The organism is Streptomyces sp. SPB162 (assembly GCF_029504575.1).
Taxonomy (GTDB): Bacteria; Actinomycetota; Actinomycetes; order Streptomycetales; family Streptomycetaceae; genus Actinacidiphila.
This window is the reverse complement of the sequence record NZ_JAQFII010000001.1, coordinates 48,135-68,403: the sequence shown is the minus strand read 5'-3', so window position 1 is coordinate 68,403 and position 20,269 is coordinate 48,135. Positions and strand designations below refer to the sequence as shown.

Genomic DNA, 20,269 nt, shown 5'->3' with positions numbered 1-20,269 from the left:
CGCGCTGCCGGGAAGCCGAAGCCCGAGGACGACTGACCGGCTCGCTCCGGCCGCCACAGCCCACCCTCACCGCCCGGGCCGCCGCCCACCGGATTGTGCCGTGCGTACCGCGGCGCGCGCGGCGGCTTTCGGGTGGAGACGCGTGCGGCGGGTGCCGGCGCGCACGGTGGCGACATCCTCGCGGCTCCTGCGGCCGCTGCGTTGTGCCGGGAATCACGGTTCACGGCGGACAAGGTGATCCGCGGAAGCGGTGAATGCCCGAGATGCGGGCAGGCGCCTGTCGAGGCGCGTACTGACGATCCTGCCCGCTGGTGGGTGCGGGGCCTTGGAGGAACGGTGCGGGCGATGATGGATGATGGTTGAGCGATTCCTGGCGGTGGCTCCGGCCGGTGGTGAGGTCGGTGTGGCCCGCGACTGGGCGCTGAAGCACGTGCAGGACTATCCGTGGTGCGCCGATTGGCACCCCGACATCGGTTCGGTCGCTCTCGTGGTGTCCGAGCTGGTCACCAACGCGCAGCGGCATGCCGGCGGCTCCGTCGAGCTGTCCCTGGTCCTCGAGGCGAGCCGGTTGCGGATCACGGTGCGCGACGACTCCCGGGCCCAGCCACTGATGTGCCCGGCAGACCCCGGCAAGGTAGGCGGCCACGGATTGCGCATCGTCGCGACGCTGGCCGCCGGGCAATGGGGTGTGACCCCGTACGGATCCGGCAAGCGGGTGTGGGCCGAACTACAGCCACCGGGCCTGGTCGCGGAGCCCCGTTAGGACCCGTTCTCCGTCGAGCGGCCGACCCCGTCGAATGTGCCGCCGCGCAGTCGGACGCGCACCAGAGCGGCGGTCAGGCGAGTGACATCGGTCGAGCCGATCCTGCGCGCCAGACCGGACGCCGTGTGCGGTAGCCCCAGTGCGGCCGACTGGTCCAAGGTGGCCCGGTCGCAGTACGGCTGCAGTTCGGTCCAGACGCTCTGGACCTCACGGCAGAAGATGTCCGACCCGACGGGCCCGATCCGCGGATGCTCCTGGAGCAGGGCGCGGACCTTTTCGACGTCACCGTCGGCTTCCTGACGCAGCTTCCGCAGATCGCCGTGGTACCGCTCCTGCAGCATCCGGGCGCCCTCTCCCAGGGCGGTGGCGGTGCTCTCGTCGTAGCGCTTGTAGTGGGCCCGTCCCAGCGCGTCGACGATCTGCTGCCAGGGCGCGGCCGCCATCGTCGACGCGGTGCGCAGACGGTCTCGGGACAGCTCCCGTGCGGCGGCGACCGCGATGCCGGCCGAGATGCGGGTGGCACTCAGCAACGACAGCACCAGAAGTCTGTACAGCGGTGAAGGCTCGTCCCGCAGGGTGATGCCGGCCTCGTCCGCGAAGGTCTGCCCGTGCTCGCGCAGCAGGCGGTCGACCAGCTCATCGGTCATGTTCCGACCTCCTTACCCGCCTCGTCCACGCCGGTTGCCTCCACCAGCATGCTGCACCGCCGCCGCAGGGGAGATGCTGTGCCGCCGCCCCGTCGGCCATGTGGGTCTGCGCCGGACGGCCGCGCCGGACCGACACGCCGCCGGTCATCAGCGGCAGGCTGCCCTTGAGCCGGCCGGGATCACCTTCGGCAGTTCCATCTTCCGCAGCACCCGCTTGCCCGCCCGCAGCAACGGCCGTGGGCTTGCATGCAGTGTCGCCCTGGTGAAGCCGAGCAGCCGAGCGGACCACTTGCCGTGCCGTATGGCCGCCTTGAGCCCGCTCGCGTTCGGAGTCGTCGAGCAGCTCAGGCACCCCTGGTTCAACGTCGCCCCCGACGTGGCGTCCGCAGGAGTCGTCGCGGGAGCCGTCGAGTGCGGACGCGTGCTCTGCGGGATCACGTCGGCCCACACACGCTTCCCTTCCGGACTCTCCTCCACTCCCCATGCCCTGGTCAGGCGCGCCACGATGTGCAGGCCCCGCCCGCCGGCCTCGGTGGGGTGCGGGGTGCGCAGAACCGGCCATTGCCGGGAACCGTCGCTGACGATGATCCGCAGCTGTCGTGCCCCGGAGACCAAAGTCAGGCCCACTGTGCCGCCCGCATGTCGCAGGGCGTTGGTCACCAGTTCCGAGACCACCAGCGCGACCGCGCCCTCGTCCGGCCTCCAGCGAGTCGGCCAGCGGAACGACTTCACCGCGTCGCGTGCCCACTGACGGGCCCGACCCACCACGCCCGGAGACGCAGAGATCTTCAGAAACCGTTCCGCCATCACAAACCACCGCCATCCACTTCCAGGGACGCTCCCGTGGCTGCCCCGAATCGGCAACCGGCTAAAGCGTCTTGATGGGCACTTTCCCGCATGTCGGTGATCCATGACTCACACGATCCAAACGGGTCGGTCCGTGGACCGGCTCCGTCAGCCGCCGATCAGCGGTTGACTCCGTCCTCGGCGGGTTCGTGGTCACGCGGGTCGGCCTGGGCGAGGTCGCTCAGAAGCCGTCCCGCGTCGGTGATCAGTGTGCCGTGCAGGGACAGGTGCGCGGGAGCGTCGGCAGAGGATTCGGTGAGTTGCCGCTCGAGGGCGTCGATCCGGCGGTCGGCCTCCCGGAGCATTTCCCGCAGGCCGTCGGGGTCCGTCGGACCCATGCGACCGACCTCTTCCATCGCGTCGGCGATCGAGTTGAGCAGATCCCCGTATGGGGCGCGGAACTCCGGGGTCAGAGCCGTCCAGCGGTCGCTGCGGGCGGCGTAGGTCAGACTGCGGATGATGGAGTGGCAGTGTGAGAAGGCGCGTTGCAGCACACCGATCGTGGCCGGCAGACGGGGGAGTACGTGTTCGGCGCCGGCTGAGGGCCGGCGGGGATTGAGGACCGCGTTCTCCCGTTCCGCTTCGACGGTGGCGCGCATCCGATCGGCCAGTCGGTCGAACTCGGCACTGTGCCGTGCCCAGTTCCTCGTCCTGGCGCTCGTGGGAGGACCGTCCTGCAAGTCGTCGGCGAGGGACTGTAGGACGTGCTGGGCCTGTGCCGCGAGGCGCGCTACGCCGCCCTGAGCGGCCTGGGTATGACGTGAGGGGGCCAGTATCACGTGGGCGGCGAGGCCGCAGGCCGCGCCGATGAGGATGGCCAGGGCCAGGTGGCCGATGAAGACGGGCTCGCCCTGCCCCGCGGTGAACGCGAACAGGGCCATGACGGCCACCTGCGCGCCGTGTGCGCCCAGGTGCTGGATCTTCCCCGCCGCGAGGGAGGCGGAGATCAGCACGGCCAGGCTCCAGGCGTGCACTCCTACGGTCGTGCCGAACGCCGCCGCCAGCAGCACGCCCACCGCCATGGCGCCGAGATACTGCACACAGTCGTGCAACGAGCGATACAGCGTGGACCGGGTCACCAGCAGCGCCGCCAGCGGGGCGTAGGTCCCCACGGCCGCCGGCAACAGTTCGTGGGCCGTCTCCCAGGCGACGAGGGACGCGATCACCGCTTTGACCTGCAGCAGCAGCACATCCCGTTCCTGCCCCGGCTGCCGTACGCCGCGCACTGCGTAGCGGAACAGCGCGGCGCACCGCGACGGTATCCGCTTCCCCCACTGCCCGGCCCTCATCTGTGCTTCCCCCACTGCCCGGCCCTCATCTGTGCTCCCGCCTGCTCGTCCGGCTCAACCCACCCCCCGGCGTCCTGCCTCCGCCCAACCGGCCCGGCCGCATCGATGCGGGAACCGTTCCGCGTCGCGGGCGCGAGTGATCGAACCGTCTCAACGCGCCGCGGGCGGCGGGTCGGGGTTCCGTCGGTCACGGACGAGGCGCTGCGGCTCGGAGCCCACGAGCGCCGCGCCGCGCCGGGCGCTATCGATCCCGAGGGCGCGTTGGGCGTCGGCATGATCTCGCAACAGGGCTTGCAGTGAACGCAGTTCGACGTCGTAGTCGCGTTCGAGGCCGCCCAGGAGGTTGAGCAGTTGCAGGGGCTGCGACTGCCAGTTGCAGACCAGCGCCGCCAGACCGCGCTGTTCCGCGGAGCGTTTGAGGGCCAGTATGCAGCGCACGCCGACCACGTCCATGAAATGGACGTGGTACAGATCGCAGGCGATGACCGCTATGCCGGCGGGAAGGGTGGCCATGATCTGCGCGAAGGCGGGCTCGGCCTCGATGTCGAGTTCCCCGGCCAGGGTGAGGTGCAGGGTCGGCCCGTAGCGTCGCAGCGTGATCTGGAGGGGGCCACCTGCGATGAGGTCCATGGCATCTTTCGCTTGCGGGAATGGGCGTCTTCTGCGTTCGCCTGCCCTGATCGGCACCGCTGACACGCCTTTGACGTCCGCTCCTTCGGGGATGGACGACCTCTGAGGCGGCCGCTTGCGCGTACGGCAGCTCATCCGGCCATCGTCTTGCGCACACCGGGAGCCACGATGACGTGACGGCGGGCTCCTCCTAGCGTGGCCGGCATGAACCACACCGCCCCGCACGCGGCGCACGACGGCGCCCACCCCGCTTCCCATCCCGCCCCCGACGACGACGGCCAGGCGGAGATCCTCGACCTGGACGCGGAGGTGCTCGCCGAGCACATCGCGTCCATCACCGCATGGCTGCCCGTCGAGAGGGAGCCGTGCCACATCGTCGACCTGGGATGCGGCACGGGAGCGGGCACCTTCGCCCTGCTCGCGCGGTTCCCCGGCGCGCGGGTGACCGCCGTCGACGCGTCGGAGAGTCATCTGCGCCGCCTGCGGGAGAAAGCCGCGGCGCTCGGCGTGTCCGACCGGGTGCGCACGGTGCCGGCCGATCTCGACGTGGACCGGCCGGAACTCGGCCGGCCCGAGCTGGTGTGGGCGTCGGCGTCGCTGCACCACCTGGCCGACCTCGACCGCACCCTGCGCAGGGTCCACGACGTGCTCGCACCCGGCGGACTGTTCGCCGTCGTCGAGCTGGCCGGCTTCCCGCGCTTCCTGCCCGCCGGCGCTCCGCGGGAACGGCCGGGCCTCGAGGAGCGCTGCCACGCCGCCCTCGCCCACCACCATGCCGAGCAGGCGCCTCACCGCGGTGCCGACTGGGGCCCCAAGCTGACCGCCGCGGGTTTCACCGTGGCGGGCGAGCGCACGATCACGGTGAACGTCGACGGCTCCCGCGGCGAGGCGGTGGGCCGGTACGCGCTCAGCAGCTTCAGGCGCCTGCGGAGCAGCGCGGCCCACGCCCTCGCCGCCGAGGATCTCGATCTGCTGGACGAGCTGCTCGACCCCGACAGTCCCCGCGGCATCCTGCGCCGCGGCGACCTGGCGGTCCGCACCGAACGTACGGTGTGGGCCGCACGCCGCGCCTGACCCCGGTGGAACGCCGCCGCTCCCGCTCAAGGCCGTACAAACGGCACATACGTGGCGCTGTCGAGGCGATGCCCCACCCCGCAGTGTCGCGATCTCGGCAGGTCCGCAGGTGACTGACGGTAAACTCAAATGGTCGAACACGTCTTGAGTGCGGGCAGCCGGTCCGGTCAGGGGCGGGCTGCCTGCTGCCGCGTCCGCGGTCACACAGCAGGGTAAGGGTTGGGTATGAGCGAGGGTCAGCGGATCACGACCAGCAAGGTGCCCGTGCCCAGCGGGGGCGGGGTGGGGGAGCCCGAACTGCGCCAGCTCCTGGCAGGGCTGACCGCGGTGCGTGACGGGGACTTCGGCCCCCGTCTTCCCGGGGACGGCGAGGGCCTGCTGGGGGAGATCGCCACGGTCTTCAACGGCATGGTCGACCAGTTGTCGCTGTTCACCTCCGAGGTCACCCGGGTGGCCCGGGAGGTCGGCACGGAGGGACGGCTCGGCGGCCAGGCCGAGGTGCCGGGAGTGTCGGGGACCTGGGCGGACCTGACCGATTCGGTGAACGCGATGGCCGGGAACCTGACCACGCAGGTGCGTGACATCGCCCAGGTCGCGACGGCCGTCGCCAAGGGCGACCTGTCGCAGAAGATCGACGTGGACGCGCGCGGGGAGATCCTCGAGCTCAAGGACACCGTCAACACGATGGTCGACCAGCTGTCCTCCTTCGGGGCCGAAGTGACCCGCGTGGCGCGCGAGGTCGGCAGCGAGGGACGTCTCGGCGGCCAGGCGCTGGTGCCCGGCGTGGGCGGCGTGTGGCGTGATCTGACCGACTCGGTCAACTTCATGGCCGGCAACCTCACCGACCAGGTCCGCAACATCGCCCAGGTCACCACCGCGGTCGCTCGGGGCGACCTGTCGCAGAAGATCACGGTCGACGCCCGGGGCGAGATCCTGGAGCTGAAGAACACCATCAACACGATGGTCGACCAGCTGTCCTCGTTCGCCGACGAGGTCACCCGCGTGGCGCGCGAGGTCGGCACCGAGGGCAGCCTGGGCGGCCAGGCCCGGGTCCCCGACGTCGGAGGGACCTGGCGGGACCTGACCGACTCCGTCAACTTCATGGCCGGCAACCTCACCGCACAGGTCCGGTCCATCGCCCAGGTGGCGACCGCGGTCGCCAAGGGCGACCTGTCGCAGAAGATCCGGGTCGACGCCCGGGGCGAGATCCTGGAGCTGAAGAACACCATCAACACGATGGTCGACCAGCTGTCCTCGTTCGCCGACGAGGTCACGCGCATGGCGCGTGAGGTCGGCACCGAGGGGCGCCTGGGCGGCCAGGCGGACGTCAAGGGCGTGTCGGGGACGTGGAAGGACCTGACGGAGTCCGTCAACGTCATGGGCGACAACCTGACGGCGCAGGTGCGGTCGATCGCCCAGGTCACCACGGCGGTGGCCAAGGGTGACCTGTCGCAGAAGATCCGGGTGGACGCGCGCGGGGAGATCCTGGAGCTGAAGGAGACCATCAACACGATGGTCGACCAGCTGTCCGCGTTCGCGGACGAGGTGACCCGCGTGGCGCGTGAGGTCGGCACCGAGGGGAACCTGGGCGGGCAGGCCACCGTGCGCGGGGTGTCGGGCACGTGGAAGGACCTCACCGACAACGTCAACGTGATGGCCTCCAACCTGACCGGCCAGGTGCGGTCCATCGCCCAGGTCGCGACCGCGGTGGCCAAGGGCGACCTGTCACAGAAGATCACCGTGGAGGCGAAGGGCGAGGTCGCCGCGCTCGCCGGGGTGATCAACACCATGGTCGACACGCTGTCCGCGTTCGCCGACGAGGTGACCCGTGTCGCGCGCGAGGTCGGCACCGAGGGGATCCTCGGCGGCCAGGCCCGGGTCTCCAACGTCGCCGGGACCTGGAAGGACCTGACCGACAACGTCAACTCCATGGCGAACAACCTGACGGGACAGGTCCGCAACATCGCCCAGGTCACCACCGCTGTCGCCCGGGGCGACCTGACCCGCAAGATCGACGTGGACGCGCGCGGGGAGATCCTGGAGCTCAAGACCACCATCAACACGATGGTCGACCAGCTGTCGTCGTTCGCCGCCGAGGTCACCCGCGTCGCCCGCGAGGTCGGCAGCGAGGGCCGACTCGGCGGACAGGCCGAGGTCGAAGGGGTCTCGGGCACCTGGAAGCGGCTGACGGAGAACGTCAACGGGCTGGCGGGGAACCTGACGCGCCAGGTGCGCGCGATCGCCGAGGTCACCAGCGCCGTCGCCGAGGGCGACCTGACGCGCTCCATCACCGTGGACGCCTCCGGTGAGGTCGCGGACCTCAAGGACAACATCAACTCCATGGTGGAGTCGCTGCGCGAGACCACCCGGGCCAACCACGACCAGGACTGGCTCAAGACCAACCTGGCCCGCATCTCCAGCCTGATGCAGGGCCGCCGCGATCTGGCCGTCGTCGCCGAACTCATCATGGACGAGCTGGCCCCGCTGGTGTCCGCGCAGTACGGCGCCTTCTACCTCGCCGAGACGGACGAGAGCGCGCAGAGCGCGGACCGGGTGGAGCTGCACCTGGTCGGCTCCTACGGACACCCCGGCGGGGTGGGCGGCGACGGCAGGCCGCGGCACTTCCGCCTCGGCCAGTCGCTGGTGGGCCAGGCCGCGCGCAGCCGTCGCATCATCGCGGTCGAGGACGTACCGCAGGACTATGTCGCCATCGGGTCCGGACTCGGCCAGAGCGCGCCCACCAGTCTGATCCTGCTGCCCATCGTGGTCGAGGACCAGGTGCTCGGAGTCATCGAGCTGGCGTCGGTCAACCGCTTCACCCCGGTCCACCGCGACTTCCTCGAGCAGCTGATGGAGACCGTCGGCGTCAACGTCAACACCATCGTCGCCAACTCCCGTACCGACGAGCTGCTGGGTGAGTCCCAGCGCCTGGCGGGCGAGCTGCAGGCCCGCTCGGAGGAGCTGCAGAACCGGCAGGAGGAACTCCAGCTCTCCAACGCCGAACTGGAGGAGAAGGCCGCGCTGCTGGCCACCCAGAACCGCGACATCGAGGCCAAGAACCTCGAGATCGAGCAGGCCCGTCAGGAACTGGAAGCACGCGCCCAGCAGCTGTCGCTGGCGTCGAAGTACAAGTCGGAGTTCCTGGCCAACATGAGCCACGAACTGCGCACCCCGCTCAACAGCCTGCTGATCCTGGCCCAGTTGCTGGCCCAGAACCCGGCCAGAAACCTGACGCCCAAGCAGGTGGAGTACGCCGGGGTCATCCACTCCGCCGGTTCCGACCTGCTGCAGCTGATCAACGACATCCTGGACCTGTCCAAGGTCGAGGCCGGGAAGATGGACATCACTCCCGAACGCGTCCCGCTGCGGCAGCTGGTGGATTACGTGGAGGCCACCTTCCGCCCGCTGACCACCCAGAAGAGCCTGGACTTCCAGGTCACCACCGCTCCCGATGTCGCTCCGCACCTGGTGACCGACGACTCGCGGCTCCGGCAGGTGCTGGGCAACCTGCTGTCCAACGCGGTGAAGTTCACCGAGTCCGGCCAGGTCGAACTGCACATCGAGACCGCCGATCCGGACGGGCTGCCCGCGTACGTCAGGGACAGCGGCCCGGCCCTGTCCTTCCGGGTGCGCGACACCGGCATCGGTATCGCCGAGCAGCAGTTGGAGACCATCTTCGGGGCCTTCCAGCAGGCCGACGGCACCACCAGCCGCAAGTACGGCGGCACGGGGCTGGGGCTGTCCATCAGCAGAGAGATCGCGCAGCTGCTCGGCGGTTCGATCAGTGCGGAGAGCACGCTGGGGGAAGGCAGCGCCTTCACCCTCCACATCCCCATCGAGCGTCCCGGCTTCGAGGACTCCTCCGCCGGCTCCCAGGACGGCCCGCAGACCCTCGACCCGGACGGATCCGAAGCGCCGGTGGCGACGCCGGCGGTGCCCGCGACGGCCAACGGGCTGCCGTCGACGCCGCGGCGCCGGGTGCTGGTGATCGAGGAGCGCGCCCACGGGTTGCTGTCGATGGTCGCGGAGAGCGCCGTGGCCGATGTCGCCGCCAGCCGCGAACCCACGGACCCCCGCAGCCACGTCGAGGTCATCTCGGTGCTGGGTGCCGGGCAGGCCGCGGCCGCGCTGGCCGCGCAACCGTGCCACTGCGTCGTGCTGGAGCTCGACATGTCCGGCGACGAGGCCTTCACCTTCCTGGAGGCCCTCGACGGCGACCGGGCGCTGCGCGGGGTGCCGGTGCTGGCCCACAACAGCCGGCGGCTGGACGCCGTGCACGAGCAGCAACTGCACGCGCGCTCGGACTCCCAGCCCCTGGAGTTGCTGCCCAGCCTGGACGAGCTGCGCGAGCGCATCGTGTTGCACCTGAGCGCGGAGCAGCCCAGCGACGTGCTGCCGCTGGTGCGCCCAGGGCGGGAGACCCAGCCGGTGTTCAACCCGGTGGACGGGCGGCTGGCCGGGCGCAAGGTCCTGGTCGTGGACGATGACCCGCGCAACGTCTTCGCGCTCACCGGCATCCTGGAGCTGCACGGCATGCAGGTCCTGCACGCCGACAACGGGCGGGCCGGGATCGAGGCACTGTCGCGGCACGAAGGCATCGAACTCATCCTGATGGACGTGATGATGCCCGAGATGGACGGTTACGCCGCCACCGCCGCGATCCGGGCCATGCCGGAGCACGCCGATCTGCCGATCATCGCGGTCACCGCCAAGGCCATGCACGGGGATCGGGAGAAGAGCCTGGCCTCGGGGTCGAGTGACTACGTCACCAAGCCCGTGGACGCCCATGCGCTGATCGCCTGCATCCAGCAGTGGCTGCGGGCCTGACCCGGGCGCCCGGAGCGTTCCGGCAGGAGCTGATCGGCCGGTCGAACGCGCTGGGTGATCGGCCGATCAGCAGGTATCCACTCGTGTGACGCGGCAACGCGGTCGGCAGGCCTTTCGCAAGGAGCAACACATGTCCACACCCCCAGAGCCACCGGGGTCCGCGGAGTCCAGCGTGGTGGTCGTCTCCGCGCGCGGAGACGACCAGGATTCCGTGCGCGAAGACGACCAGAGCACCCCGGGCCGCCTGGCCGGCACGGTCGCGCGGCTGCGCGTGCAGGTCCAGCAGGCCCAGGACGCGGCCGCCGGCCAGGCGCTGATCGAACAGGCCAAGGGCATCCTGGTGGAGCGTCTGCACTGTGGTCCGCGCGAGGCGGCCCGGCAACTCGACACCCTTGCCGCGAGTGCCAGTGTCACCCTGTTGGAACTGGCCGCGGACATCGTCAACCAGGCCGCCCGCGACCACCTCACCGAGCTCACCGCCGCCATGCTCAAAGCGGCCCCCTCCCACGAGGTCCCCGACGTGACCACCGCGGCGACCGTGCGCATGCGGACCGCCGAGAGCGGCACCCTGTCGGCCGGGGACACCCAGACCGTCGCCGACTCCCTGCTGCGTTACGCGCTGGCGCCGTTGGGCGCCCACGCGCTGGCCATCTGGTCCGTGACCTACGACGGGGCCCTGCGGCTGGCCGGCCACGCGGGCTTCCCCGAGGCCGAGGGGGCCCGCTGGCACTATGTTCCCCCGGAGGTGGCGACGCTGGCCCGGCGGGCACTGACCCAGCGCCGTACGGTGTGGGCCCGGACCCTGGCCGAGGCCCAACTACCCTCCATCGGCGGCACGACCTCCCCACAGGCCGGCCGCGTCGTCGTACCCGCCGGCACCAGCGGGCGTCTGGTGGGCGCCCTGGAGATCTGCTGGCCCGGCCCCCTGGACCCCCAGCCGCCCCAGGTCCAGCGCCAGGTCGAGGCCCTGGCCGATCTGTGCGCCCACACCCTGGACGCCCACGTCCCGCTCGGACCCACCACCGAGCCCTCCGACCTGGTCGGTCTCGCCGAAGGCCTGTGGGACCCCGCCATGGTCCTGCGACCGCACCTGGACGGGGACGGACGCGTCACCGACTTCTGGATCCACCACCTCAACGCGCACTTCGCCGACCTCGCGGGCCGGCCGCCCACCGCCATCGCCGGTTCGCTGCTCCTCGAGAGCTACCCGGTGAGCGCCGACCCCAACGGCCTGTACGAGAAGGTCGAGCACGTCCACGCCACCGGCGAGCCCTTCCGGGCCCGGCGGCTGGCCACCACCAGCCTGGTCGACCAGATCCCGCTACCCATCGTCGCGGACGTCAGCATCACCCGTCACGGCGAGGAGGTCCTGGCGACCTGGCGCATCCACGACGAGGGCACCCGCCTGGCCAGCGTGCTGCAGCACGCACAGCGACTGGGGCGCATCGGCGGCTTCGAGGAGGACTTCCACACCGGCGAGATCACCTGGAACAGCCAGCTCTTCGCCCTGTGCGGCCTGCAGCCGACCGACAAGCCGATCCCGCTGCAGGAGCTCGCCGCCCACGCCCACCGCGATGACGCCATCGCCCTGGGACGGTTCCTGCGCACCCTGCTGCACCACCACCGGCCGGCGTCCACCGCGTTCCGGCTGAACCGGCCCGACACGACCTCCCGACACATCCGGATCGTCGCCGAACCGGTCCTGGACAGCCAGGGGAACCTGCAGGTCATCCGCGGTGCGTACCAGGACATCTCGGCCCAGCACTGGACCGAGGTCGCGCTCGCCGCCACCCGTGACCAACTCGCGCACACCGAAAGGGAGTCCGCCGAGCACAACCGGCTCGCCCTGCAGCTCCAGCACGCCATCATGCCGCCCACCAGCGCCCCCATCGACACCCCGGGACTGCACATCGCGGTGCGCTACCGGCCGGCCGAGGAGGACCGTCTGGTCGGCGGCGACTGGTACGACATCGTCACGCTGCCGAACCGGCAGGTCCTGCTGGCCGTCGGCGACATCGCGGGCCACGGCATCCGGGCCGCCACCTCCATGATCGTGCTGCGGAACGCCCTGCGCGGCCTGACCGCCACCGGCGCCGGGCCCGCCCAACTGCTCGTGTGGCTCAACACCGTCGCCCACTACCTCACCGAGCACGTCACCGCCACCGCGGTCTGCGCCCTGTACGACCCCTCCACCCGGATCCTGCGCTGGGCCCGTGCCGGCCATCTCCCGCCGATCCTGGTCCGCAAGGGCCGCGCCGAACCGCTGCCCGCCATCAAGGGCATCCTGCTCGGCGCGCGGCCCGACGCGCAGTTCCAGGAGGGCGAGGTGCAACTCAAGGTCGGCGACACCCTGTTGATGTACACCGACGGTCTGATCGAACGGCGGGACCGCTCCGTCCAGTCCTCCCTGGACCAGCTCATCACCGCCGCCGAAAGCTCCACGCCGACCCTGGACGCACACCTGGACTACCTGCTGACCCGCAGCAACGCCGACACCGACGACGACACCTGCCTCATCGGCGTCCAACTCACCTGACCGCCGAAGCGCCTCGGCACTCCCCGGCAGCGGTCAGGTCAGTGCCACCGGTGCTACGGCGGGTCCTGTCCGGGTCGGTCGGCGTGCAGGGCGCACTCGTCGCGCCAGGCCAGCGCCCGGTGGATCTGTGGCGTGGTCAGGCCGGTCACCGGGCTGAGCTCCTCGACGGTCATGTCGTGCGGAGCGGCCGACAGGGCCCGGACGATCTGCCAGGACCACAACTCCTCCTCGACGAAGGGCCGTTGGCGGTACCTCTCCAGGAGCGCCCCCAGGTGTTCGCCGCCGCAGGCCACGAGGAGCCGCATGCCGTCCTTGGCCGGATCGGTGGCATGTACGGCCGAGGAGTCACGCACTATCGCCAGGACTCCGCCGTCGTACCAGAGCCGGCCGCACCAGTCGCACAGCTCCACCGGCTCTTGCACTGCTTCCCGCTCCGCCATGCCTCGCGCCTACCCGCAACGCACCACTCCACTGCGGCCGACCCCGGTGCCGGCGTTGGCTGTCGCGGAAGGGGAACGTGGGCCTCCCCGCACGTTCCGTAGCCGCGGGGTGGCGCTTGGGTGTCGGAAGATCGTCCGAAAACCGCCCGTAGGCACCGCCCGGCCGGGCGGTGCCTACGGGAGTCCGTTCGAGGTCAGGCGCGAACGGTGAGCCAGGCGCCCAGGCCGCTGCACCCGCGCGCGTCATACGTGGTGCTGCGGTAGCCCGCCGGGATGGGGGAGTAGGGGCAGGTCCAGATGCCGTTGCGCACCAGTTGATGGAACCAGGCGCCGATGCCGCTGCAGCCGTTGCGGTCGTAGTTGGTGATGACGTACCCGGACACGACCGGGGACCCGGCACAGGTCCAGATCCCGTCGCGGGCGAGCTTGTGGAACCAGGCGCCGATGCCGCTGCAGCCATTGCGGTCGTACATGGTGATGACGTAGCCGGACACGATCGGCGATCCCGCGCAGGTCCAGATCCCGTCACGGACGGGCTGCTGCAACCACGCTCCCGCGCCGTTGCAGCCGTTCCGGTCGAACATGGTGATCACGTATCCGGGTGGCACGGCCACGCCCGGACAGGTCCATCCGCCCACCGCGGCCTGTGCCCGGCTGTCGGCGGCCGCGGACGTTCCGGTGGCCGTGCCGGTGAACACGGCCGCGAGCAGCGCGACCGCTCCCACGATCGCGGCGATCCTGCCGCGGAACACGGCTCTGGCTGAACGGCTCCACAAGTGACGAAGTCGGCTGTTCACTGCACCCCAGTCCTGTCGGTTTGTGTGGATGACGGAGGTGTCATCCTGCACTGGCCGGCGGTCCTGGCCGCAGCGTTTTGGGCACGTCGGGGCGACGGTCGATGATCACTCGGCGTGAGTCCGCCCCCGATGGCCGGGCGGTCAGGCGCTGCGCTTGCGCGCGGCGGTCTTCTTCGCGGGGGCCTTCTTCGCCGCCTTCTTCGCGGTCGTCTTCTTCGCCGTCGTCTTCTTCGCGGGCGCCTTGTCGGCGCTCGCCTTCGCCTTCGCCGGGGCGATGTCGTGGACCGTGGCGTCCTGGCCGCGGTTCTCCTTGGCCTGGGCGAGGCTGGCCTCCAGCGCCTCCATGAGGTCCACGACCTTCCCGGCCGCCGGCGCGGGAGCGCCGGCCGGAGCGACCTCGGCGCCTTCGACCTTGCCGCGCACCAGGTCCGCCACCGCGGCGGTGTACTGGTCCTCGTAGGTGTCCAGGTCCGCTTCGCCCAGTGCGTCGATGAGGGCGATGGCGGCCTTGATCTCGTTGTCGGCGAGCTCCACCTTGGCGGTGGGCGCGGCCCCTCGGCGGGGGACTTCATCTCGTCGGGCCAGTGCAGGGTGTGGGCGATCAGGACATCGTCATGGGCGTAGATCAGCACCAGCTGTTCCTTGTTGTGCAGCGCCACCTTGCCCACAGCTGCCTTCCCTGAGCGGGCGAGGGCCTGGCGCATCAGGACGTAGGGCTTGTCGCCGCCGGAGCTCGGCTGCAGGACGTACGGGGTGTTGTACTGGGCGCTGGGAACGCCGGCCATGTCGAGGAAGCCGCTGATCTCGATCGTCTTGGCGGTGGGCAGCGGCATGGCGGCGAGTTCGTCGTCGGTGATCTCCACCAGCGTGCCGTCGGACGTCTCGTAGGCGCGGCCGATCTCGTCCTGGTTGAGGACCGTGTCGTCCAGCTCGCACTTCTTGCGGTACCGGACCGGCCCGTGGTCCGCCTTGTGCATCTGCCGGAACGGGATCTTGTGGCTGCTCACCGTCGATCCCAGGCGCACCGGGATGGAGACCAGCCCGAAGGAGACCGTTCCGGACCACAGCGGCTTCATTCCACGATCCCGCCGGTTGAGTGACTCATGTTCCGACGCTACGACCGCCACCGCCACCCCGCGACCGCACCGCGTTGACAGTGGCCCGGCCGTGAAAAGGAGGGTCGCCGTTCCATGGGAAGAGGGAGGGTGCACGGCGGACGGGAGAGCGGCGGGAGGGAAACCCCGTCCTCGCCACTCTCAACGTATAGCGCGCCCGGGGGCTTGCGGCAAGACCCCGGGCGGCCCGCAGAATGGTTGGTCAAGGCTTTGACCTGCAAGAACGCGAGATTCGCGACGGCTCGGCGCGGATGTGTGGCGCCGACTCGCGGGGAGCGGCCGGACCGATTCCGATCCTGTTGAACGGGTGTTGCGATGATTGACGTGATCGTGGTCGGCGCTGGACCGACCGGGTTGATGCTGGCCGGCGAGTTGCGGTTGCACGGTGTGCGGGTGGTCGTGCTGGAGAAGCTGACCGGGCCGACCGGGGAGTCCCGCGGGCAGGGACTGCACGCGCGCAGCGTCGAGGTGATGGACCAGCGCGGCCTGCTGGACCGGTTCTCGGCGGTGAGTGAGAGGTTCCGGGTCGGCGGTCTCTTCGGCGGCATCGTCACACCGTGGCCGGACCGGTTGGACACGGCACACCCGTACGGTCTCGCCACGCCGCAACCGGTCACCGAGCGGTTGCTCCACGCGTGGGCACTCGAACTCGGTGCCGACATCCGGCGCGGCTGCGAAGTGGTCGGGTTGAGCCAGGACGAGGAAGGGGTGACCGTCCGGTCGGCGAGCGGGGGCACGGAGCTGCGCTCGCGTTACCTCGTCGGGTGCGACGGCGGCCGCAGCGTGGTGCGCAAGCGGCTGGGGGTCGGCTTTCCCGGCGAGCCCGCGACGGTCGAGACGCTGCTGGGGGAGATGGAGATCAGCGAGGATCCGGCGGCGGTCGCCGCCGTCGTCGAGGAGGTCCGCAGGACCCAGTTGCGATTCGGTGTCGTCCCGAGCGAGAACGGGGCGTGGCGCGTTGTCGTGCCGGCCGACGGGGTGGCCGAGGACCGTACGGCCGCGCCGACCTTGGAGGAGTTCAGGCGGCGGCTGCGGACGGTGGCCGGCACCGACTTCGGTGTGCACTCGCCGCGTTGGCTGTCCCGGTTCGGCGATGCCACCCGGCAGGTCGAGCGCTACCGGGTCGGCCGGGTGCTGCTGGCAGGCGACGCGGCGCACATCCACCCGCCGACCGGTGGACAGGGGCTCAACCTCGGTGTGCAGGACGCGTTCAACCTCGGCTGGAAGCTGGCCGCCACGGTGAAGGGCTGGGCGCCGGAGGGGCTGCTCGACAGCTACCACGTCGAACGGCATCCGGTGGGCGCCCGTGTGCTGGACAACACCCGTGCGCAGATAACCCTGTTGGGAGCCGAACCGGGTCCGACCGCGCTGCGGGGGCTGTTCTCGAAGCTGATGGACTTCGAGGAGGTGAACCGCTACGTCACCGGGATGATCACCGCTGTCGACGTCCGCTACGACTTCGGCGAGGGCCATGAACTGCTCGGCCGGCGGATGCGGGACGTGGCGCTGCGGCGCGGGCGCCTCTACGAGCTGATGCACGGCGGTCGCGGGCTGCTGCTCGACCGGACCGGCCGGCTCTCGGTGGCGGGCTGGGAGGACCGGGTCGACCATGTCGTCGACGTCAGCGAGGAACCGGACGCTCCCGCGGTGCTGTTGCGGCCGGACGGGCACGTGGCGTGGGTCGGTGCCGACCAGCAGGAGCTGCTCGGCCGGCTGCCGCGGTGGTTCGGCGCTGCCGCTGGTGGCCATGATGGTGACGCACAGTAGCTATCGAACAAATGTACGGATCTCGGGTTATGGTGGAAGAGCGACGGAGGAGATCCGGTGGGGGAGGACGCGTGGACTGTGAGTGGAGGTGCCGATGCCATCGTTTACGCACCTCCACGCCATGTCCGGCTATTCGGCCCGCTACGGCGCCGCGCACGTCGACCAGTTGGTGCGCCGTGCGGCGGAACGAGGCATGGGTGCACTCGCGCTCACCGACCGTGACACAGTCACCGGGATCGTACGGTTCGCCAAGTCCTGCGCGACCCACGGCGTCCGCCCGATCCTCGGTGTCGACATCGCCGTCGCGCCCCACCGCCACGCACCCACCGCGACCCGTTCCCGCACTCCGGTGCGCGGCGGCGCCCACGTGGTGGAGGCACCACTGCGGGTGACGCTGCTGGCGCAGCACGCCGACGGATGGGCCCGGCTGTGCCGCCTGGTGTCCACCGCGTACACCGATCCGGTCGCGGGTGTGCCGGTGGTGTCCTGGGCGGCCTTGGCCCAGTACGCGGGGGAGGGGCTGACGGTCCTGCTGGGCCCGGTCTCCGAACCCGTCCGCGCCCTGAGCGCCGGCCGTGAGGACCTGGCAGGACAGCTCCTCACCCCATGGCGCGACCTGGCCGGTGACAACCTGCGGATGGAGGTGGCGTGGTTCGGCCTGCAGGGCACCGGCCCCGGCTCCCTGCGGCTGGCCGGCCGCACCCTGGCCCTGGCCGACCGGCTCGGCGTCCCGGCCGTGCTGACCAACGCGGTCCGCTACGCCGACCGCGAGCAGCACCGCCTCGCCGACGTCCTGGACGCCGCCCGGCTGCTGCGCCCCATCGACCGGCGCCGCCTCGACACCGGCGAGCGCTGGCTGAAGGACCCGACGGCGATGTCCACGGTCGCCGACCGCGTCACCGAGGCGGCGGGTGCCGGGACGGAGCGCGCGCGGCGGCTGCTGGCGGAGACCGACCGCACGGCGGAGCGGTGCCGCGTCGACCCGGTGGCCGACCTGGGGCTGGGCACCCCGCACTTTCCCGAATCTGCGGTCGTTGGCGCCGGCCCGGGTCCGGGTGAGGCGGCGGCGTTGCTGCGGAAGCGTTGTGAGGCGGGCATGATCCGACGGGGTCTGGACCGTGACGCGGCTGCGGTACAGAGATTGGAGGAGGAGCTCGAGGTCATCGCCCGCATGCAGTACGACACGTACTTTCTCACCGTGGCGGCCGTCGTGGCCGACGTGCGGGAGATGGGGATCCGGGTGGCCGCCCGTGGCTCGGGCGCCGGCTCCATGGTCAACCACGCCCTGTACATCGCCACCGCCAACCCGCTGGAACACCACCTGCTCTTCGAGCGCTTCCTCAACCCCCGGCGGAACTCACTGCCCGACATCGACATCGACGTGGAGTCCGCCCGCCGCCTGGAGGTCTACGACCGGATCATCGAACGCTTCGGCACGGAGCGTGTCGCGGTCACCGGCATGCCCGAGACCTACCGGGCCCGCCACGCCCTGCGCGACACCGGTATGGCCCTGGGCATCGCGCCGCACACGGTGGACCGCATCGCGAAGTCGTTCCCGCACATCCGGGCCTGCGACATCACCTCGGCCCTGGCCGAGCTGCCGGAACTGCGGGACCTGGCCGCGGCGGCGGACCGGTTCGGACCGCTGTGGGAACTCGCCGAAGGCCTGGACGCGCTGCCCCGCGGGATGGCGATGCACCCGTGCGGCGTCATCGTCAGCAACACCACCCTGCTGGACCGGCTGCCGGTGCAGCCCACCCCGGGCGGCTACCCGATGGTGCAGGCCGACAAGGAGGACGTCGAGGACCTCGGGCTGATCAAACTGGATGTGCTGGGGGTGCGGATGCAGTCCGCGATGGCGCACGCCGTCACCGAGATCCAGCGCGTCACCGGGCAGAGCATCGACCTCGACGACCACCGGCAGGTGCCGCTGGACGACTTCTTCGCCTTCAAGCTGATCCAGGCCTCCGACACCATCGGCATGTTCCAGCTGGAGAGCCCCGGCCAGCAGGATCTGCTGGCCCGACTGCAGCCCAGGGACCCGCAGGACGTCATCGCCGACATCAGCCTCTTCCGTCCGGGACCGGTCGCCGGCGGGATGCCCGCCCAGTACATCGCCGCCCGCCACGGCGCCGCCCCCGTCTACCCGCACCCCGACCTCGAACCGGTCCTCGCCGACACCTACGGGGTGACGATCTGGCACGAGCAGATCATCGACATGCTCGCGACCCTCACCGGCTGCGACCGTGCCATGGGCGAAGTCGGCCGCCGCGCCCTGGGCGACAGGAACCGCCTGCCGAAACTGCGGGAGTGGTTCCACCGGGAGGCCGCCGCCCGCGGCTACACCCCCGAGGTCCGGGAGGAGGTGTGGAGGATCATCGAGGGGTTCGGCTCGTTCGGCTTCTGCCGGGCGCACGCGGTCGCCTTCGCCGTACCCGCCCTGCAGTCGGCCTGGCTGAAAGCGCACTTCCCGGCCTTCCTGGTGGCCGGTCTCCTCGAACACGACCCGGGGATGTGGCCCAAGCGGGTGATCGTCGCGGACGCCCGGCGCCACGACGTGCCCGTCCTGGGCGTCGACGTCAACCACTCCCGGGCCACTCACACCGTGGAGAAGACCGACGACGGCACCTGGGGTGTACGGCTGGCGTTCTCCGCGGTCAAGGGCATCAGCGAGGACCAGGTCGGCCGCCTGGTGGACGCCCAGCCCTACACCTCGCTGCAGGATCTGTGGCAGCGCGGCCGCCCCGACCGCCCCACCGCGGAACGCCTCGCGGAGGTCGGCGCCCTGGACGCCCTGCGCGGGTCGCTGACCCGCCGGGACCTGCTCCTGCAGATCGCCGAACTCCACGCCCACGCCCGCGGCCGCCAGGGCGACGGTCAGCTGCCGCTGCAGGACATCAGCGCCGGCTCCGCCCCCAGCGGCCTGCCGGAGATGACCGGCCGCGAAGCGCTGGGCGCGGAACTGGAGACGTTGAGCATCGACGTCAGCCAGCACCTCATGGAGCACCACCACCGGCTCCTGCGCGAGGTCGGCGCCACCGACGCCGCCCACCTGGAGGCCTTCGAGTCCGGGCAGACCGTCCTGGTCGCCGGGGTGCGCGCCTCGACGCAGACCCCGCCCATCGCGTCGGGCAAGCGCATCATCTTCGTCACCCTCGAAGACGGCTCCGGCCTTGTCGACCTGGCCTTCTTCGAGGACTCCCACGCCGCCTGCGCCCACACCGTCTTCCACAGCGGACTGCTCCTGGTCCGCGGCACCGTCCAGCGCCGCGGACCGCGCCGCACGGTGGTCGGCAGCCGCGTCTGGGACCTCGAAGCGCTCGCCACCGCCCGCCGCGACCACGGACCCGAGGCCGTCGTGCGCCTCCTGGGCGACACAGCCGTCCCCGGGCCCACCCCCGCCCAGCCGCCGCGGCGCGCACTCGCCAACGGAACCACCGGCGCCGTCCTGCACCCGTGGGCCGACCTGCAGCCTGCCGGCACCCGCTCCGCGAACCTCGCCAAGCTCGGTCACATCAGCCCCGGAAGTGCGGGGTGA

Annotated in this window: 13 protein-coding genes and 1 pseudogene; 6 read left to right on the top strand and 8 right to left on the bottom strand. The window is 71.0% G+C overall.

The genetic code is table 11. The features are described from left to right. Nucleotides 1-352 precede the first annotated feature (352 nt). Nucleotides 353-763, top strand: coding sequence for an ATP-binding protein (locus M2266_RS00285; RefSeq protein WP_277436217.1), 411 nt, complete (start codon nucleotides 353-355; stop codon nucleotides 761-763). Here the strand turns inward: M2266_RS00285 and M2266_RS00280 are convergent. From M2266_RS00280 to M2266_RS00265, 4 genes are all read right to left on the bottom strand, one after another. After that, on the bottom strand, nucleotides 760-1,410 hold the full coding sequence (locus tag M2266_RS00280) for an endonuclease (protein WP_277436216.1): 651 nt from the start codon (nucleotides 1,408-1,410) through the stop codon (nucleotides 760-762). The genes M2266_RS00285 and M2266_RS00280 overlap by 4 nt on opposite strands. Nucleotides 1,411-1,557: 147 nt before the next feature. Next, complete coding sequence (locus M2266_RS00275) at nucleotides 1,558-2,217, bottom strand: ATP-binding protein (protein ID WP_277436215.1); 660 nt, start codon at nucleotides 2,215-2,217, stop codon at nucleotides 1,558-1,560. A gap of 158 nt (nucleotides 2,218-2,375) precedes the next feature. Then, entirely contained in the window at nucleotides 2,376-3,545 is a 1,170-nt protein-coding gene (locus M2266_RS00270; protein WP_277436214.1) for an FUSC family protein, read from the bottom strand. A gap of 150 nt (nucleotides 3,546-3,695) precedes the next feature. Beyond that, complete coding sequence (locus tag M2266_RS00265) at nucleotides 3,696-4,175, bottom strand: STAS domain-containing protein (RefSeq protein WP_277436213.1); 480 nt, start codon at nucleotides 4,173-4,175, stop codon at nucleotides 3,696-3,698. A 204-nt stretch (nucleotides 4,176-4,379) separates the two neighbouring features. Here M2266_RS00265 and M2266_RS00260 point away from each other — a divergent pair, with 204 nt between their 5' ends. The 3 genes from M2266_RS00260 to M2266_RS00250 all read left to right on the top strand — a co-directional run bounded on the left by M2266_RS00260 (nucleotide 4,380) and on the right by M2266_RS00250 (nucleotide 12,612). Beyond that, nucleotides 4,380-5,249: a class I SAM-dependent methyltransferase gene (locus M2266_RS00260; RefSeq protein WP_277436212.1), complete on the top strand. Its 870-nt coding sequence runs from the start codon at nucleotides 4,380-4,382 to the stop codon at nucleotides 5,247-5,249. A 225-nt stretch (nucleotides 5,250-5,474) separates the two neighbouring features. After that, nucleotides 5,475-10,076 carry a HAMP domain-containing protein gene (locus M2266_RS00255; protein WP_277436211.1) on the top strand — a complete coding sequence of 1,534 codons (4,602 nt, stop codon included), beginning with the start codon at nucleotides 5,475-5,477 and terminating at the stop codon, nucleotides 10,074-10,076. Nucleotides 10,077-10,206: 130 nt separating this feature from the next. Next, nucleotides 10,207-12,612, top strand: coding sequence for a SpoIIE family protein phosphatase (locus M2266_RS00250; RefSeq protein ID WP_277436210.1), 2,406 nt, complete (start codon nucleotides 10,207-10,209; stop codon nucleotides 12,610-12,612). Between the two features lie 53 nt (nucleotides 12,613-12,665). On the opposite strand, the gene M2266_RS00245 is transcribed toward M2266_RS00250, so the two are convergent. The 4 genes and pseudogenes from M2266_RS00245 to M2266_RS00230 all read right to left on the bottom strand — a co-directional run. Continuing rightward, nucleotides 12,666-13,034, bottom strand: a complete 369-nt coding sequence (locus M2266_RS00245; protein ID WP_277436209.1) for a hypothetical protein — start codon at nucleotides 13,032-13,034, stop codon at nucleotides 12,666-12,668. A 212-nt stretch (nucleotides 13,035-13,246) separates the two neighbouring features. Next, a complete protein-coding gene (locus M2266_RS00240; RefSeq protein WP_277436208.1) occupies nucleotides 13,247-13,804 on the bottom strand; it encodes a hypothetical protein in 558 nt (185 codons plus the stop codon). A 186-nt stretch (nucleotides 13,805-13,990) separates the two neighbouring features. Then, complete coding sequence (locus M2266_RS00235; RefSeq protein WP_277441418.1) at nucleotides 13,991-14,383, bottom strand: hypothetical protein; 393 nt, start codon at nucleotides 14,381-14,383, stop codon at nucleotides 13,991-13,993. Between the two features lie 80 nt (nucleotides 14,384-14,463). Further along, nucleotides 14,464-14,925 (bottom strand): annotated as a pseudogene (locus tag M2266_RS00230) (Ku protein); the annotation flags it as partial. A 354-nt stretch (nucleotides 14,926-15,279) separates the two neighbouring features. On the opposite strand from M2266_RS00230, the gene rox reads away from it, so the two are divergent. Together rox and M2266_RS00220 are read left to right on the top strand one after the other, a co-directional pair. Continuing rightward, nucleotides 15,280-16,731 carry a rifampin monooxygenase gene (gene rox, locus M2266_RS00225; RefSeq protein ID WP_277436207.1) on the top strand — a complete coding sequence of 484 codons (1,452 nt, stop codon included), beginning with the start codon at nucleotides 15,280-15,282 and terminating at the stop codon, nucleotides 16,729-16,731. 94 nt (nucleotides 16,732-16,825) lie between these two features. Further along, the gene (locus tag M2266_RS00220; RefSeq protein WP_277436206.1) at nucleotides 16,826-20,269 is read left to right on the top strand and encodes a DNA polymerase III subunit alpha; all 3,444 of its coding nucleotides are present in this window, start codon (nucleotides 16,826-16,828) and stop codon (nucleotides 20,267-20,269) included.

Bases quoted from the DNA above. Each gene is read 5' to 3' on its own strand.
- M2266_RS00285 (WP_277436217.1), top strand. From the start codon at position 353: ATGATGGTTGAGCGATTCCTGGCGGTGGCTCCGGCCGGTGGTGAGGTC.
- M2266_RS00280 (WP_277436216.1), bottom strand. From the start codon at position 1,410: ATGACCGATGAGCTGGTCGACCGCCTGCTGCGCGAGCACGGGCAGACC.
- M2266_RS00275 (WP_277436215.1), bottom strand. From the start codon at position 2,217: ATGGCGGAACGGTTTCTGAAGATCTCTGCGTCTCCGGGCGTGGTGGGT.
- M2266_RS00270 (WP_277436214.1), bottom strand. From the start codon at position 3,545: ATGAGGGCCGGGCAGTGGGGGAAGCGGATACCGTCGCGGTGCGCCGCG.
- M2266_RS00265 (WP_277436213.1), bottom strand. From the start codon at position 4,175: ATGGACCTCATCGCAGGTGGCCCCCTCCAGATCACGCTGCGACGCTAC.
- M2266_RS00260 (WP_277436212.1), top strand. From the start codon at position 4,380: ATGAACCACACCGCCCCGCACGCGGCGCACGACGGCGCCCACCCCGCT.
- M2266_RS00255 (WP_277436211.1), top strand. From the start codon at position 5,475: ATGAGCGAGGGTCAGCGGATCACGACCAGCAAGGTGCCCGTGCCCAGC.
- M2266_RS00250 (WP_277436210.1), top strand. From the start codon at position 10,207: ATGTCCACACCCCCAGAGCCACCGGGGTCCGCGGAGTCCAGCGTGGTG.
- rox (WP_277436207.1), top strand. From the start codon at position 15,280: ATGATTGACGTGATCGTGGTCGGCGCTGGACCGACCGGGTTGATGCTG.
- M2266_RS00220 (WP_277436206.1), top strand. From the start codon at position 16,826: ATGCCATCGTTTACGCACCTCCACGCCATGTCCGGCTATTCGGCCCGC.